General features: G+C 58.5%; 15 protein-coding genes. 6 read left to right on the top strand and 9 right to left on the bottom strand.

Going from position 1 to position 14,417, the window contains the following annotated elements; translation table 11 throughout:
* The first annotated feature begins 43 nt into the window (after positions 1-43).
* Entirely contained in the window at positions 44-1,252 is a 1,209-nt protein-coding gene (gene serA / locus RSQ48_RS03075) for a phosphoglycerate dehydrogenase (RefSeq protein ID WP_003803772.1), read from the top strand.
* Between the two features lie 106 nt (positions 1,253-1,358).
* Here the strand turns inward: serA and RSQ48_RS03080 are convergent, their stop codons facing one another.
* Positions 1,359-1,811 (bottom strand): RrF2 family transcriptional regulator, encoded by a 453-nt coding sequence (locus RSQ48_RS03080; protein ID WP_003803771.1) that lies wholly within the window; start codon positions 1,809-1,811, stop codon positions 1,359-1,361.
* A 2-nt stretch (positions 1,812-1,813) separates the two neighbouring features.
* Positions 1,814-2,218 (bottom strand): group III truncated hemoglobin, encoded by a 405-nt coding sequence (locus RSQ48_RS03085; RefSeq protein ID WP_003803768.1) that lies wholly within the window; start codon positions 2,216-2,218, stop codon positions 1,814-1,816.
* A gap of 344 nt (positions 2,219-2,562) precedes the next feature.
* Between RSQ48_RS03085 and RSQ48_RS03090 the strand changes: the two genes are divergently transcribed.
* Both RSQ48_RS03090 and RSQ48_RS03095 read left to right on the top strand, forming a co-directional pair.
* Positions 2,563-3,582, top strand: a complete 1,020-nt coding sequence (locus RSQ48_RS03090; RefSeq protein WP_003803766.1) for a glycosyltransferase family 2 protein — start codon at positions 2,563-2,565, stop codon at positions 3,580-3,582.
* A gap of 124 nt (positions 3,583-3,706) precedes the next feature.
* Positions 3,707-5,377, top strand: coding sequence for an ArnT family glycosyltransferase (locus tag RSQ48_RS03095; RefSeq protein WP_230406252.1), 1,671 nt, complete (start codon positions 3,707-3,709; stop codon positions 5,375-5,377).
* Here RSQ48_RS03095 and RSQ48_RS03100 read toward each other — a convergent pair.
* Positions 5,316-5,693, bottom strand: coding sequence for a GtrA family protein (locus RSQ48_RS03100; RefSeq protein ID WP_039943765.1), 378 nt, complete (start codon positions 5,691-5,693; stop codon positions 5,316-5,318). The two genes, RSQ48_RS03095 and RSQ48_RS03100, sit on opposite strands and share 62 nt — an antisense overlap.
* A gap of 66 nt (positions 5,694-5,759) precedes the next feature.
* Between RSQ48_RS03100 and RSQ48_RS03105 the strand changes: the two genes are divergently transcribed.
* Complete coding sequence (locus RSQ48_RS03105; protein WP_100214885.1) at positions 5,760-6,518, top strand: ChbG/HpnK family deacetylase; 759 nt, start codon at positions 5,760-5,762, stop codon at positions 6,516-6,518.
* A gap of 9 nt (positions 6,519-6,527) precedes the next feature.
* On the opposite strand, the gene RSQ48_RS03110 is transcribed toward RSQ48_RS03105, so the two are convergent.
* Positions 6,528-7,124 carry a GNAT family N-acetyltransferase gene (locus RSQ48_RS03110; RefSeq protein WP_059318651.1) on the bottom strand — a complete coding sequence of 199 codons (597 nt, stop codon included), beginning with the start codon at positions 7,122-7,124 and terminating at the stop codon, positions 6,528-6,530.
* A gap of 50 nt (positions 7,125-7,174) precedes the next feature.
* On the opposite strand from RSQ48_RS03110, the gene RSQ48_RS03115 reads away from it, so the two are divergent.
* Positions 7,175-7,516 carry a TIGR01244 family sulfur transferase gene (locus tag RSQ48_RS03115; protein ID WP_003803759.1) on the top strand — a complete coding sequence of 114 codons (342 nt, stop codon included), beginning with the start codon at positions 7,175-7,177 and terminating at the stop codon, positions 7,514-7,516.
* 87 nt (positions 7,517-7,603) lie between these two features.
* The gene (locus RSQ48_RS03120) at positions 7,604-8,065 is read left to right on the top strand and encodes a universal stress protein (protein WP_003803758.1); all 462 of its coding nucleotides are present in this window, start codon (positions 7,604-7,606) and stop codon (positions 8,063-8,065) included.
* A gap of 165 nt (positions 8,066-8,230) precedes the next feature.
* Here the strand turns inward: RSQ48_RS03120 and RSQ48_RS03125 are convergent, their stop codons facing one another.
* The 5 genes from RSQ48_RS03125 to RSQ48_RS03145 are packed head-to-tail and all read right to left on the bottom strand — an operon-like array spanning position 8,231 to position 14,386.
* Complete coding sequence (locus tag RSQ48_RS03125; RefSeq protein WP_301606728.1) at positions 8,231-8,482, bottom strand: formate dehydrogenase subunit delta; 252 nt, start codon at positions 8,480-8,482, stop codon at positions 8,231-8,233.
* Entirely contained in the window at positions 8,479-9,345 is an 867-nt protein-coding gene (gene fdhD / locus RSQ48_RS03130; RefSeq protein ID WP_003803754.1) for a formate dehydrogenase accessory sulfurtransferase FdhD, read from the bottom strand. The genes RSQ48_RS03125 and fdhD overlap by 4 nt, the downstream gene beginning before the upstream one ends.
* Positions 9,346-9,376: 31 nt before the next feature.
* The gene (gene fdhF, locus RSQ48_RS03135; RefSeq protein ID WP_219235659.1) at positions 9,377-12,301 is read right to left on the bottom strand and encodes a formate dehydrogenase subunit alpha; all 2,925 of its coding nucleotides are present in this window, start codon (positions 12,299-12,301) and stop codon (positions 9,377-9,379) included.
* A gap of 13 nt (positions 12,302-12,314) precedes the next feature.
* A complete protein-coding gene (locus RSQ48_RS03140; RefSeq protein ID WP_003803749.1) occupies positions 12,315-13,883 on the bottom strand; it encodes a formate dehydrogenase beta subunit in 1,569 nt (522 codons plus the stop codon).
* On the bottom strand, positions 13,880-14,386 hold the full coding sequence (locus tag RSQ48_RS03145) for a formate dehydrogenase subunit gamma (RefSeq protein WP_003803748.1): 507 nt from the start codon (positions 14,384-14,386) through the stop codon (positions 13,880-13,882). Before RSQ48_RS03145 ends, RSQ48_RS03140 begins: the two co-directional genes overlap by 4 nt.
* Positions 14,387-14,417: the final 31 nt, after the last annotated feature.

The following is a 14,417-nucleotide window of genomic DNA, read 5'->3' on the forward strand; positions in this document are numbered from 1 at the left end:
AAAATAGTACCATTTAGATACTATTTAAATGACTGGAACCATCATGAGTCGCATTGTCCTGTTTGAGAACATTCATCCTAGCGCCCGTGAAGTTTTTGAGGCGGCGGGCTTGACCGACATTCAGACCTACAAGGGAGCCTTGTCGGGTCAAGAGCTGCTGGAGGCTGTCAAAGGCGCAGAAGTTGTGGGCATCCGTTCCCGCACTCAGTTTGACCGCCGGGTGCTGGAACAGGCAGACCAGCTCAAAGTGCTGGGCTGCTTTTGTATCGGGACCAACCAGGTGGACCTGGAGCAGGCTCAAAACCGCGGTGTCCCGGTCTTTAATGCGCCGTTCTCCAACACGCGCTCGGTTGCCGAGCTGGTGCTGGGTGAGGCCATCTTGTTGCTGCGTCGTATCCCCGAGAAAAACCTGCGTGTGCATCAGGGCTTTTGGGACAAAAGCGCCGATGGTGCCTTCGAGATTCGCGGCAAGACGCTGGGTGTGATTGGTTACGGCAATATCGGCTCTCAAGTCGGCACCTTGGCAGAGGCCTTGGGTATGCGCGTGCTCTATCATGATGTCGAATCCAAGCTTCCTCTGAGCAATGCGCGTGTTTACGGCAGCTTGAAACAGATGCTGGCTGAATCTGATGTAGTGACCTTGCACGTTCCCGGTGGCCAGGGAACGCAGAACATCATGAATGCCGAGACCATCGCGGCCATGAAGCCGGGTTCCATTCTGATCAACGCCTCGCGCGGTACGGTCGTGGACATTGATGCCTTGCATCAGGCGCTGGTCAGTGGCCATCTGGCAGGGGCGGCGCTGGACGTTTTTCCAGTCGAGCCGAAAAGCGTGGACGAGCCCTTGAAGAGCCCGTTGATCGGTATGCCCAATGTTATTTTGACACCGCATATCGGCGGTAGCACGCAGGAGTCGCAAGAGAATATCGGCCGTGAAGTGGCGGAAAAGCTGGTCAGTTATCTGCGCAGTGGTGCGACCAAGGGGGCCGTGAATTTTCCGGAGGTGTCGTACTACGACATCCAGGGGGCGGTTCGTTTGCTGCATGTCCATCGCAACGTGCCGGGGGCGATGGGCAGCCTGAACAATATTCTGGCTCAGCACGGCATTAACATCACTCGTCAGCAACTGCAAACGCAGGGCGAGTTGGGTTATGCCATGACAGACCTGGATCGTGTGCCTGATCAGGAGGTGCTCGATGCAATCCGCGCGCATCCCGGCACGGTTCGTAGCGATTTGATTTTCCCGGCGTAAGACGAGCCCTTAGATCGTGCAAATGGCCCCGGATTCCAAGGAATCCGGGGCCATTTGCCACCTGCTGCGCTGCCACCTGCTGACTAGCGCTCTCCTGTGTGCCCGCTCAGGCGGAGTGTAGGGACCGGGTTGGCCAGGCGATGGTCTGTTCGGGGCTGCTGCCCGGAACAATAATGTCACGCAGGGTGTAATTGTCCAGATAGCTCAGGAACTGGACCAGGGCCTGCTTGAGAATGCTGCTGAGATTGCAGCGCCCACTCAGAATGCAATGGGTGCCGCTGCCCAGGCATTCCACGACGGCAAGATCTGTTTCGGTGTAACGGACCAGCTCGCCCAGATTGATGTCCTCGGCAGGGCGTGCCAAGCGCATCCCACCATTTTTTCCTCGCTGCGTCTGAATCCAGCCGCCCTTGGCAAGCAGATGGGTTACTTTCATCAGGTGGGCCTGGGAAATCTGGTGGTACTGGGCAATTTCCGCGATGGTGCAGAGCCTGTCTTCATTCTGGCCCAGATACATCAATTGACGCAGGGCATAATCGGTAAGATTGGTCAGACGCATGATCAGGGCAGTTGCAACTCTGTGGCTACTTGGGTGGGGTTGTGCTGGAACTGGTAGCCAAACCAGAAGCTGCGGGCGATGCGCTGGGCATATTCCAGTGCCAGCTCGGCCATGGCCCGGTTTTCACGCTCCTGGCAGGTTTCTTTGAACAGACGCAACCATTGTTCAAAGTGACTGGCTTGAATGTGCTGGAGCGACAAGTGCTTGGCCATCGGGTTGCCATTGAAGCCGTCTGTCTTGAGCAGCAAGGAGGACCAGAACTCCTCCATGACGCCCAGATGCGTATCCCAATCCTTGATGCGTTCTGAAAAAATCGGGCCAAGAACATCGTCCATCCGGATACGGTCATAGAAATCCCAGACCAGATCATGAATTTCCTGGCGGGTACATAAAGGATTGAGAGCCATAATATTTTGAATTTAAAGATATATATTTTATCTATCTTATTGGCAGCGCTCGCCGGGGTCAAGCCGGAAAGGAAACATCTGGTTTACACACATTGCTGTGCTTGATTTCACGCAGATTCAACGCCTGTGTCCCTACACTCGACTGCAGTTTCAGAAGTGTAGATGTAGCGTTCTGAACGCTTGGCCGGTTAAGCCGGCAGGGCAAAGGTGGATCAGGTTTTGAACAGCGTTCTTTATAAAACACAAGTATCACGGAAGGTAAATTGCACTAGGCGGGCTGGCAAGCTACGATTACTTTTTGTTGGCTGAATCCTATTTTGTTACAACATGGTGCGCTAGGAATAATGATTACAAAAAGACAGGCCCAAACGCTTTCTTGCGTCATCCCTGGTTTGAATGAAGCAGAAAACCTGCCCGCTTTGCTGCCGGTTCTGGTGGCGAAGTTGCGCGAACTGGTCCCGGATTTTGAAATCATTTTCGTCGATGATGGCAGCACGGACGCAACCCCGTTGGTGGTTGAGCAGTTGCGGCAAACCTATCCTCAACTGGTGTATCTGCAGTTATCCCGCAACTTTGGCAAAGAAGCGGCGTTGACGGCAGGTCTGGAGGCCAGTCGCGGGCAGGTCGTGGTGTGTATGGATGCGGATTTGCAGCATCCCCCCGCCTTGATTGAAGCCATGTTGGAGCGTTGGTCCACGGGTCTGGAAATGGTCTATGCCGTGCGCGAAACCCGCGATGACGAGACCTGGATGAAGCGGGCTGGCACCAGCTTGTTCTACAAGCTCATGCGTACGTCCAATGGCTTGCGGGTGCCACGCGACGCGGGGGATTTTCGCCTCATGGATCGTTGTGTGGTCGATGCCTTGTTGGCCTTGCCCGAGCGCAGCCGTTTCATGAAAGGCTTGTTTGCCTGGGTGGGCTTTCCTTCCGAACCTATTTATTACTCGCCTGCGGAGCGTCTGCATGGTGTTAGCCGCTTTCGTCCTGCAAAGTTGTTGCGCTTTGCCGTGGACGGTCTGACGGCCTTCACCACCTGGCCGCTGCGCTTGCTAAGTTTGCTAGGTGCGATACTGGCCATGCTGTCATTCAGTTATGGCTTGTTCATTATCTTTAAGCATTTGCTCTATGGCGATGCGGTGCGGGGCTGGGCCAGCTTGATTACGGTGGTGCTGTTTTTTGCCGGCGTGAACATGCTGTCGCTGGGTGTGGTGGGCGAATATGTCGCCAGCATCTTTGCCGAGGTCAAAAACCGGCCCTTGTATCTGGTTCATCGCCGTCGGGGGCAGGGCTTGTCCTCCGTTCCCGTGCCGTCGCAAAGCCAGGAGCCGAACGCCTCCCAGCGTCAGGCTCCATCAGGGGATTGAAGGTGATTTTTGCCGTTTAATGGGCAAAATGCCGTCAAATGTAATTGAACGCTACAACGATATTCTGATTCATGTCGACAGCCACGATAGTGGCTGCCTCACTCTCTTGGTTTGACCGTGAACGATGAGTATCGATAATTCATTTTCCCCTTCTGGCGCAACGGTCCCACATGGGCAGTCTGATGGGATGGCCTGCTGGCTGCGCCGTGGCGTAGAGCGCCTGGGTACGCTGCCCAGCGCCTGGGTGGGACTGCTCGCACTGCTGTGGTTCGCTCTGACGCTGGGAGTCTACCCCTTGCTGATTCCGGACGAAGGACGCTATGTGGGTGTTGCCCTGTCCATGCTGGAGTCCGGTGACTATCTGGTGCCGCGTCTGGATGGTTTGCCTTTTTTTCATAAGCCACCGCTGCATTACTGGCTCACCGCCTTGAGTCTGAAAGTGCTGGGCGTCAATTTTGTCGGCGCCCGTCTGGTCCCGGCCCTGATGGCCGCGCTGCTGATTGCCGGAATGCATGCCTTTTTGAAGCGTCATGCCAGTCGGCAACATGCCGCCTGGACGGCTTTGATCCTGACCAGCAGTCCTTTGCTGTTCGGCGCTTCCCACTACGCCAATCTGGATATGACAGTGGCGGCCTTGATCAGCAGCTGTGTGCTGCTTGGTGCACATGCCGCCTTGCAAATGGAGCAGGGACGCGCCTATCGGCTGGCATTGATGGGGCTGTATGTCATGGCGGGTCTGGCCTTTCTGGCCAAAGGCCTGATCGGGATTCTGATTCCCGGTGGCGTGCTGGTGTTCTGGTTGCTGGGGCGTGGTCAGTGGCGCGTCTTGCTGCGGCTGTTTTCCTGGACCGGCCTGGGCCTGCTGGCATTGGTGGCCACGCCCTGGATGTGGGTCATGCAAGCCCGCTATCCGGGATTTTTCGACTATTACATCGTCTACCAGCATTTCCAGCGCTTTCTGGAAACGGGTTTTAACAATCCGCAACCCTTCTGGTTCTACTTCGCCTTGATGCCGGTGGCCACCTTAGGGTGGACGCCCTTTTTGTTCCGGCGGGGTCGAGGCGCCGACCACACGCCGGATGGCTTGGGGGCGGTACGGGGGCTGATGTTGTCGGCTTTGCTGACAGTCCTGATTTTTTTCTCCATACCCACGTCCAAGCTGCTGGGCTATGTGCTGCCCGCCATGGGGCCCTGGGCTTTTTTTCTGGCCGATGGTCTGATCCGCCAAAGCCAGCGGGAGGGGGAAGCGAAAGTAGCGCGTTTTGCTGTCGGGAGTGTGGCGGTTTGCCTCACGGTCTGTCTGGTCGCGGTATTGACCATGGTGCTACGTCCACAGGTCAATAGTCAGGCCTTGGGCCGCGTTCTTGCCGCCCAGTACCACAAGGGAGATCGTATCGTTTATCTCAATGACTACCGCTACGATCTGGGGTTTTATGTACCGGGCATGTCGAACGTCAGTGTGATGGGCCGTTGGGATGATCCGGAGATCATGCATACGGATAGCTGGCGTAAGGAGCTAGTGGAAGCGGCACGTTTCGAGCCTCATCGCGGGGCGCAGATATTGATAGACCGGCCAACCCTGCGCCAGCAGTTGTGCCGGGACCGGGCAGCCGTAGTGTGGCTGATCGGTGCGCCTGACGCGGTGCGCCAAAGCCAGGTGCTCAACCATGCCCAGCGCCTGTATGATGACCAGCGCATCGCCTTGTGGCGCTTTGATAGCGATGAGTACGAGCTTATGTGCGGCGAAACGCCCACAGTCGCCCAGCCAGAAACGTCAGCACCGCCAGGCCAATAAGAATCAAGCCCAGCAGCAGGTCGTAACGCAGGCCGGAGTGATTCAGCAAGAAAGCGTAGCTGGCTTCGTTCACGGCGAAGCCAGCAGCCGACACCAGAAAAAAACGGGATAGCGCGGGCAGGAAACGGGCATTCTGGGACCGGAAGGTCAGCCAGTAATGGCCACCAAATGACACCAGAAAGGCAGTCAGCCAGCCAAAAAGATTGGCCAGCAAGGGCGACAGGCTCAGCGTTTGCACCAGGGCGATTACAATCCCCCAGTGCGTGAAGGCGGCCAGGGTGCCGACCAGAATGAACAGAATGATTTGACGAGACATAAAGCGAAAGCGGAGCGAGCGGTGGCCAAAGACAGGCAGATCAGTATATGCGCGGATGATTTCGGCATGGCCCAGGCTGTAGACGAGGCCATCTTGAGCTTGGCCCAGGCCCGGCGCCTGACAGGAACCTCCTGCCTGGTCGATGGGAACAGCTTTATACAAAATGCTCCAGCGCTGCGTCAGAGTACCTTGCAAAAAGGCTTGCATCTGAATTTTACCGAGTTTGCCGGACAAGCGGGTGTTTATGCGATGCCGCTCAAGCAGGTCATTATTCGCAGCCTGCTGAATCGTCTGGACAGCCAGAAGATCAAGGACAGCGTGGCCCGCCAGCTGGATAAGTTTGAGCAGGTGATGGGACAGGGGCCTGACTACATTGATGGGCACCAACATGTGCATCAGCTACCCATGATTCGTGAGGCCTTGTTGGCCGAAGTGGAGCGTCGCTATGCCGCCCGCTTGCCCTGGCTGCGCTATACCGGCGCTGATCGACTGGCAAGCGGCTTTGCGTTCAAGGACCGATTCAAGGCACGGATTATTGCGGCCCTCGGTTCCAGCCAGTTGTCACGCTTGGCCCGGGCCCGGGGGATCACCTTGAATACCGGCTTTACCGGTGTGTACGATTTCCAGGGAGGCAGGCAGCGCTACGGTGAACTGGTCAGGGCCTGGCTGGCTGTCATGCAGCATGGAGACAGCATGATGTGCCACCCCGCGCTACGCAGCGTGCCTGATGACCCGGTGGGCGCACAGCGGCTGGCGGAGTATGAGGTGCTCGCCAGCCCGCAGCTGCAACAATGGCTGGATCAGTACAGTCTGAGAATCGCCTGAACCGGGTTGCTAGACTTGGGTGGCAGGCAGGCTGTGGCTGCCTTCTCCCAGGCTGCGCTGCATGATGACCACATCAATCCATTGCTGGAATTTATAGCCCACCGCCGGTTGGGTGCCGACATGGGCAAAGCCCAGTGAACGGTGCAATGCGATGGAGCTCCGACTGTCATGGCCGGCGATAATAGCCACCATTTGTCGCCAGGGACCTTTTTCGCACTCCATCACCACTTGTTCCAATAGCGCCTTGCCCAGGCCTTTGCCAATCTGCCCCTGAGCCAGATAGATGGCGTTCTCTACCGTGAAGCGGTACGCAGGGCGGGATCGGTAGCTGGTGGCATAGGCATAACCGACGATTTGCCCATCCAGTTGTGCGACCAGCCAGGGTAGGCCCAGCTCCTGCACCTGGGCAAAACGGCGACGCATTTCCTGTTCGTCAGGCGGGCTTTGTTCGAAGGTCGCCGTACTGTGCAGCACATGATAGGCATAGATGGCTTGCACCGCCGCCATGTCTTCCAGACTGGCGGGGCGGATCAGCAAGGTGCTGGCCTGGCTGCCTTTAGGCAGGGACGAGGCGAAAGGGGCTTGCGTACTCTCGGGGGGGAACATACTATTTTTCCTTTGAACTGATTTAGTTTATCCCGACTTCAGGAGTGTCTATGTCCTTTCCACACCAGTTTTTGACCGAGCAATTGGCCGTCGCCCCTCAGTTGTCGGGAGAGGACATGCAAGCGGTAGCCGATGCGGGCTTCAAAAGCGTTATTATCAACCGGCCTGACCTGGAGGGCGGCCCCGATCAGCCTTTGTCAGCTGATGTGATGAAGGCCGCTCAGGCAGCAGGCTTGCAGGTAGAGTATCAGCCGGTGGTCGGTAGTGCCATTACCCCTGCTGATGTTGCCCGTTTTGGCCAATTATTGGAAGCCTTGCCAGCCCCGACCCTGGCCTATTGCCGCACCGGCACACGTTGTGCCGTATTGTTTCGCGCATTGAACGAAACCTGACCTGGCTCAAGGTTCAGGTGTTTATCCGCTTGTCCTGCGTCTGTAAGCAGCGCTAAGCTATCTGTCTCCATTCAAAGGGGTTATGCCATGTTCAAGAAAATTCTGATTCCAACTGACGGTTCCGAGCTCTCCTCTCAGGCAGCCAACAAGGGCGTGACCTTTGCCCGCCAAATGGGAGCCGAAATTCTGGCTTTGCACGTGACGCAGCCGTTTGCCGCCACGGTGGGTTTTGATGGTATGGCCGCGGCTTACGCCATCACCGACGAAGACTACGACAAAACCGCCAAAGAACAGTCACAAAAATACCTGCAGCAGATTTTGGATCGTGCCGAAACCGCGGGTGTAAAGGCGACCGGTAAATCCGTGTCCAACTTTAACGTGGCCGACGGTATTGTGCAGGTCGCCGAGCAGGAAGGGTGTGATCTGATTTTTATCGGCAGCCACGGCCGCAGTGGTCTGTCCCGCCTGTTGCTGGGCAGTGTCACCATCAAGGTGTTGAACATGGCCAAAAACACCGTACTGGTGTATCGCGTCAAAGAACACGACTGATCGTTTTCAGGTCCCTAAAAAAACCCGCCCAGGCGGGTTTTTTTATCTTCACAGCCTGCCGTGGCCAGGCCTGATCCGCGCGTTTACTGAAGAGGTATGGCATCAAAAAAGCCAGCCTGGGGGCTGGCTGTAGGCACAGTGGCCGCAGGCTTGCGCAGAGCCGGTTTATTGCTGGCGCGGCTCTAGCTGCTGCCTGTGCGTGAGGACAGCTTGCAGCACGATGGCGGTCAGCTCGCCATCTTCACTTTTGCCATTCGGGTGCTGCTCTACAAAATCCAGCAGGGAGCGACGCATGCGCGGGTCCCAGAATTTCTGTATATGGTCGGCAATTTCGCGTAGACTCTGCTCCCGATTGCTCAGGGTTTCAAAGAACTGGCCGATCTGGTTGGCCATGGGAATCAAAGGGACAATATTCATGGTGAGGTGGCCGAGGCAGACTCGGCAGAATTCAGGTAGTGGGGATGGCTGTACAGCGTGAAGCTGCGGTCACGGGCAAAGGCGGCCAGCATGACGCCCAGTTCATCGGCAATCTGTACAGCATAGGTGGTGGGGGCGGAGACGGCCACCACGAAACTGATGTCCATGGCAGCGGCTTTCTGGACCATCTCGAAGCTGGCACGGCTGGAAATCAGCACCATGCCAGAGCGGGGATCAATATCGTTGCGCAGCAGGTGTCCCAGCAGCTTGTCCAGCGCGTTGTGACGGCCAACATCTTCGCGAACGGCCAGGATATCGCCTTGCAGATTGCACCAGGCAGCGGCGTGAGTGGCCCCGGTCAGGCCATGCAAGGGCTGGCTGGAGCGCAAGGCATCCAGAGCCCGGAAGATGGCGTTGGCATCGGGCCGGTGATGGGGAGCTTGCAGACGGGGCAGCGCCCGGCGTACCTCGTCCAGGCTTTCCAGGCCGCACAGACCACAGCCTGTACGGCCTGCCAGCTGACGGCGGCGTGCCTTTAACTGATGCTGACACGCACTGGCAATCTCGATCTGCAACAAGCTGCCACGTTCGCCTTCCAGCACATCCACGCTGCGTATATCGTCTGCATCGCGGATGATGCCCTCGGTCATGGAAAATCCGTAGGCCAGATCTTCCAGATCGCTGGGACTGCATAGCAAGGCGCTATGGCTGATGCCATTGAATTCCAGGGCAACGGCTTGTTCGCGGGCCAGCATGTCCTGGTCCTCCTGGGGCAGGTTTCCGGTGTTGGCTTGCGCCGGGGTACGCGCCTGCCGCCATACGGTGGCAGGGGCACTGGCATCACGAAAATCTGCCTGGCTCACGTGGCAACTCCTTAAGGTCGGTTAGTACGCATCATACTTTCGCGACCGCCGGGGCATGCTCCGGCGAGCAGGGGTGATCCTCCGGGTCTGGCAGGTCCGCGGCGGGGACAGTCTCGCCTTGCAGGAGGCGCTGCTGAATCTCGTTGAAGCGGTTCCAGCGGTTTTGCCACGCCGAGTCGGACGTGACGCGTTGAATCTGCACAGCCGTCACTTTGTACTCGGGGCAGTTGGTGGCCCAGTCCGAATTGTTGGTGGTGACCACATTGGCGCCCGACTCGGGAAAGTGGAACGTAGTATAGACCACCCCTGGCTGCACCCGTTCGGTGACCGTTGCACGCAAGACCGTCTCGCCCGCCCGGCTCTTGACCGAGACTTTGTCACCACTGCGAATGCCTCGGTCCTCGGCATCTGCCGGGTGAATTTCCAGCAAATCTTCGGCATGCCAGGCGACGTTCTCGGTACGGCGGGTCTGAGCGCCCACGTTGTACTGCGACAAGATGCGACCGGTGGTCAGCAGCAAGGGGAACTTGCGGCTGCTGCGTTCTTCAGTCGGGACGTACTGGGTCAACATGAAGCGCCCCTTGCCTCGCACGAATTGGTCAATGTGCATGGTGGGGGTGCCATCCGGGGCCTGTTCGTTGCAAGGCCACTGCACGCTGCCGCCCAGTTCCTGAATGCGCTGGTAGGACACGCCGGTAAAGGTGGGGGTCAGGCGGGCGATCTCGTCCATGATCTGGCTGGGGTGATCGTAGCTCATGGGGTAGCCCAGAGCTCGGGCCAAGGCGCAGGTGACTTCCCAGTCGGCCATGCCGGCTTTGGGCTCCATGACCTTGCGCACGCGCGAGATGCGGCGCTCAGCGTTGGTGAAGGTGCCGTCTTTTTCCAGGAAAGACGAGCCAGGCAGGAAAACGTGCGCGTATTTGGCGGTTTCGTTCAGGAACAGATCCTGCACCACCACACACTCCATGGCGGCCATGGCGGCGGCCACGTGCTGGGTATTGGGGTCTGATTGAACAATGTCCTCGCCCTGGCAGTACAGCCCCTTGAAACTGCCACTTAAGGCGGCCTCAAACATATTGGGAATGCGCAGCCCAGGTTCGGACTGCAGGGGCACGCCCCAGGCCTGTTCAAATTGCTGGCGTACGCTTGTGTCGGAGACATGACGGTAGCCGGGGAACTCATGCGGGAACGAGCCCATATCGCAGGAGCCTTGCACGTTGTTCTGACCACGCAGCGGATTGACGCCCACGCCTTCGCGCCCCACGTTGCCGGTGGCCATGGCCAGGTTGGCAATGGCCATCACCGTGGTGGAGCCCTGGCTGTGCTCGGTCACGCCCAGACCGTAGTAAATCGAGCCGTTGCCGCCGGTGGCGTACAGACGGGCTGCACCACGGATGTCGTCCGCGGACACGCCGCAGATCTCGGCCATGGCTTCTGGCGAGTTCTGGGGCTGGCTGACAAATTGGCGCCACTCCTCAAAAGCGGCCGTATCACAGCGTTCGGCCACGTAGGATTCGTTGACCAGATTCTCGGTAACGATGACGTGAGCCATGGCGGTCAGAATGGCGGTGTTGGTGCCGGGGCGCAGCGGCAGGTGGTAATCGGCCTGGATGTGCGGCGAGCTGACCAGCTCGGTCTGGCGCGGGTCAATCACGATCAGGCGTGCGCCCTGGCGCAAGCGTCGTTTCAGGCGCGACGCAAAGACGGGGTGTGCCGCGCTGGGGTTGGCGCCGATCACAATCACCACATCGGTGTGCATGACCGAGTCAAAGGTTTGGGTACCCGCCGATTCACCCAGTGTCATTTTCAGACCATAACCGGTCGGAGAGTGACAGACGCGGGCGCAGGTGTCCACGTTGTTGGTACCAAAGGCGGCGCGAACCAGCTTTTGCACCAGATAGGTCTCTTCGTTGGTGCAGCGCGAGGAGGTGATACCGCCCACGGCGTCACGACCGTGCTGATCCTGAATGCGACGGAACTCGGAGGCGGCGTAGTTGAGAGCCTCCTCCCAGGACACTTCCTGCCAGGGGTCGGTGATCTTCTTGCGAATCATGGGGTTCAGGATTCGATCCTGGTGCGTGGCGTAACCCCAGGCGAAACGACCTTTCACGCAGGCGTGGCCACGATTGGCCTTGCCGTCTTTCCAGGGCGTCATGCGAATGACCTTGTCGCCCTTCATTTCGGCCTTGAAGCCACAACCTACGCCACAGTAGGCGCAGGTAGTGATGACGGCGTGTTCGGGCTGACCCAGGTCGATGACAGATTTCTCCATCAGCGAAGACGTGGGGCAGGCCTGGACGCAGGCACCGCAGGAGACGCAGTCACTGCCCAGAAAATCATCATTCTGGCCGGCAGTGATGCGCGACTCAAAGCCGCGCTTGTCTACGGTCAGCGCGAAAGTGCCCTGTACTTCCTCACAGGCACGTACGCAGCGATTGCAGACAATGCATTTGCTGGAGTCATAGGCAAAGTAAGGATTGGAGTTGTCGGTGGTGTCGTCCAGATGGTTGGCGCCGTCAAAGCCGTAGCGCACGCTGCGCAGGCCCACGACGCCGGCCATGTCCTGCAGCTCGCAATTGCCGTTGGCAGGACAGGTCAGGCAGTCCAGCGGGTGATCGGAGATGTACAGCTCCATCACGTTGCGGCGCAGCTTGTGCAAGGTGTCGTTTTCGGTCTGCACGACCATGCCTTCTTCCACTAGCGTCGTGCAGGAGGCAGGGTGGCCGCGGCGGCCTTCGATATCCACCAGACACAGGCGACAGGAGCCAAAGGCTTCCAGTGAATCGGTGGCGCACAGTTTGGGAATGTTGATGCCAGCCAAGGCGGCGGCATGCATCACGGAAGTGCCCACGGGCACTTCAATCAATTGGCCATCAATGGTCAGCTTGACCATCTCGGTCTGGGTCGAGGCTGGGGTGCCCAGGTCACGTTCGCGTACGGCGACTGTTTCTTTCATGGTGATCTCCGTCTTAGACCTTGGCCAGGTCCTGCTCGGTTTGCGGGGCCAGTCCAAAATCCTGGGGGAAGTGTTCCAGCGCGGACAGGACGGGGTAAGGGGTCATGCCGCCCAAGGCGCACAAGGACCCGGAGAACATGGTGTCGCACAGATCGCGCAGCAGCTCGACATGGTTGTCCATGTCTTCGCGGCGACGGATCTTCTGGATGGTTTCCACGCCACGCGTGGAGCCGATCCGACAGGGAGTGCATTTGCCACAGGATTCGATGGCGCAGAACTCCATGGCGTATTGCGCCATGTGGGCCATATCCACCGTATCGTCAAAGGCCACCAGACCACCGTGACCGACCATGGCATTGATCTTCATGTAGGCTTCGTAGTCCAGAGGGACATCCCACTGATGCTCAGGCAGATAAGCACCCAATGGGCCACCGACCTGGACCGCACGTAAGGGACGACCGCTGGCGCTGCCGCCACCGTAGTCGTACAAGAGTTCACGTAGCGTGACGCCGAAGGCTTTTTCCACGAGGCCGCCGTTTTTCAGATTACCCGTCAACTGGAACGCCAGGGTGCCGCGCGAGCGGCCCATGCCGTAGTTCTGGTAATAGGCACCGCCCTTGGCCAAAATGATGGGCACAGAGGCCAGGGACACCACGTTGTTGATGACGGTGGGTTGACCAAACAAGCCTTTGATTGCCGGCAAGGGTGGTTTGACTCGCACCATGCCGCGCTTGCCTTCCAGGCTGTCGAGCAGGGCGGTTTCTTCGCCACAAATATAGGCTCCTGCCGCTTTGCGCACTTCCAGATCGAACTCGCGCCCGCTGCCCTGTATGTTCTTGCCCAGCCAGCCTGCTGCACGCGCTGCCTCAATGGCTTCGTTCAATGCTTGCACCGCCAGCGGGTATTCGGAACGCACATAGATGTAGCCATAGGTCGCACCGACGGCCAGACCAGCAATCGTCATGCCTTCTACCAGGCAAAGCGGATCGCCTTCCATCAGCATGCGATCGGAGAACGTGCCCGAGTCGCCTTCGTCGGCATTACAGACAATGTATTTCTGCTGTGCCGGGGTGTTCAGTACCGTGTTCCATTTGATGCCGGTCGGGAAAGCCGCACCGCCCCGACCACGCAGGCCGGAGTCAGTGACTTCTTTCACAATGGCGGCCGGCTCCATGGCCAGCGCTTTGCTCAAACCTTCAAAGCCACCACAGGCCTGATAATCGGCCACGCTGACCGGATCAATAATGCCCACGCGGGCAAACGTCAGGCGTTCCTGATTCTTCAGGTAGGGGATGGCGTCCGTCAGACCGTGACACAAGGTATGTGCACCGCCTTGCAGGAAACCAGCGTCAAACAGGCCAGGCAGATCCTCGGTCTGGACAGGGCCGTAAGCCACACGGCCTTCTGCCGTTTGCACTTCCACCATGGGCTCCAGCCACAGCAAACCGCGCGAACCATTGCGCACAATTTGCACATCCAGACCGCGTTCCTTGGCCTGGGCCGCCAGTTGCCGGGCGAGCTGATGCGCACCCATGGCAACCGCCGCGGTATCGCGCGGAATATAAACGGTAATGGTGCTCATGATTGGGACTCCGGGCGGCTTAGCAGCGCGTCCAGCTTTTCGGGCGTAACGCGTGCGTGGGGAACACCGTCCAGCATGACGGCAGGAGACTGGGCGCACAGGCCCAGACAGTAAACAGGCTCCAGCGTGTACTGACCGTCCTCGCTGTTTTCATGAAAGTCACAGTTCAGACGGCGGCGGGCATGAGCGCTCAGTTCCAGTCCACCCCGCGCCTGGCAAGCTTCGGCCCTGCAGATTTCCAGGGTGTGAGTTGCGTGGGGCTGGCTGCGGAAATGGGCGTAAAAGGAGATCACGCCATGAATTTCTGCCCGTGACAGGGCGAGCTGCTCGGCCAGCACCGGCACCACGGAATCTGGAATACAGGCTAGCCGGTCCTGAATCGTGTGCAATATAGGCAACAAGTTACCTTTTTGACCGGCGTGCTCCTGCACGGCCTGCAAGGCAAGCTCTTCAGGTGTCAGGCCGGACCGGGCCTGTTCCTGCGCATGGGGGGTAGTTTGCATGTCCTGTGTGCGCGGTGCCCGGAACGGGAGC

Source organism: Alcaligenes sp. SJTW-7 (assembly GCF_047716895.1).
Classification (GTDB): Bacteria; Pseudomonadota; Gammaproteobacteria; order Burkholderiales; family Burkholderiaceae_B; genus Alcaligenes; species Alcaligenes ammonioxydans.